General features: G+C 33.6%; 2 protein-coding genes. Both read right to left on the bottom strand.

What is annotated here, in order from left to right; all coding sequences use genetic code 11:
• Positions 1-24 precede the first annotated feature (24 nt).
• Positions 25-312, bottom strand: coding sequence for a hypothetical protein (locus G322_RS0119390; protein WP_022943301.1), 288 nt, complete (start codon positions 310-312; stop codon positions 25-27).
• Between the two features lie 144 nt (positions 313-456).
• On the bottom strand, positions 457-1,107 hold the full coding sequence (locus tag G322_RS0119385) for a hypothetical protein (protein WP_022943300.1): 651 nt from the start codon (positions 1,105-1,107) through the stop codon (positions 457-459).
• Positions 1,108-1,225 lie beyond the last annotated feature (118 nt).

Below are 1,225 nucleotides of genomic sequence, written 5' to 3'. Positions count from 1 at the left end.
TATTAAGGCTTATATTTTACTAAATTAACGATCGTTTAGCTGCTTATATTTTAAATGGAAATTATCGGAATTTGACCTAATCAATGTGTGTTTAACTACAGTCCAAACAGCATTACTCGGAAGGTTTTCTGTGTTTTCCATTTTCTTCAGAGGTTCGCCCTCAGTGTTAGTCACAAAATATCCTTCTGTAAAAATCATAGACTTCACAGCTTTATCTTCCTCGAAACCCATTGCGGGTAAGCTTTCATAGATTTCTAGAGCCGGTGCATTGTTTACCAAATCTTCGACATTTATAGTAGATAACCAGCTCATTTTAATTCTCCAATTGCATCTAACGCCGCAATAAGCGGACTAAAATTGTTGGCTATAATGTGTAGCGAAGCGAAACTTAGCCAACTGTTTTAGTTCCGTTTAATTGACCTTGTTAGGTTTTTTGTATATAAAATAATTTAATTACTATATTAAATTATCAACAAAATCCCAAGACCAATCTTGTTCATGACATTTCCCATATGTGCATTTGTAATGCACGATGAATTTAGGTAAGGAATTAATAATTCTTTTATTTATTTCTGCATTATCTAAAGCTGAACCATCTAAATTTGAAAACTGGAAAAATGTAATTTCTTCTCCAGCTGGTATAACTGAACCTTTAATTTTAGGATTACAACTCAACCCAAACTCGAGATCACTTAAGCCAATATTTTTTCTTAAGTCAGCAAAACCATTAATATTAATTAACTCATACCTAACATTATCCACCACGTAAAACATTGATGTAATAATTGCGGGCCCTAGACCATGGTTACAAATTATTAATGAGATACCTTTTTTAGATACTAATACTTCACTAGCAAAACGAATTAAAGGCTGAAGACTTAATACGTTATGTTTTTTAATTGTAATGCCTTGCCAGATTGCAAGAATTAATGCGGAAAGCGCTACTACAGCAGAAGATAGTGCGGTTATATCGCCTTTTGTCCAATCATTGAAAAATTCCAAATAAACCTCATGTACATTTTTTTGCCAAATTGTGATAATAAAAAAGGAAAGAATCCCTACAAATGCAATCTTATCACTCCTTGTCCAATCACTATGCATTTTCACATAAACTCCATGTGTGATTAAAACCTAACGCCTTGCTAAGCGGAAAAGAATGGTTGGCTATAATCGCGAAGCGATGGCCAACTGTTATTTTTCCGTTTAAGCAACTTGTTATGTGCGC

This window comes from Psychromonas hadalis ATCC BAA-638, assembly GCF_000420245.1.
In the GTDB taxonomy this organism is placed as follows: Bacteria; Pseudomonadota; Gammaproteobacteria; order Enterobacterales; family Psychromonadaceae; genus Psychromonas; species Psychromonas hadalis.
The sequence above is the reverse complement of the archived record's forward strand: the minus strand, read 5'-3'. Positions and strand labels throughout refer to the sequence as shown.

Coding starts and splice junctions, on each gene's coding strand:
- G322_RS0119390 (WP_022943301.1), bottom strand. CDS start 312: ATGAGCTGGTTATCTACTATAAATGTCGAAGATTTGGTAAACAATGCA.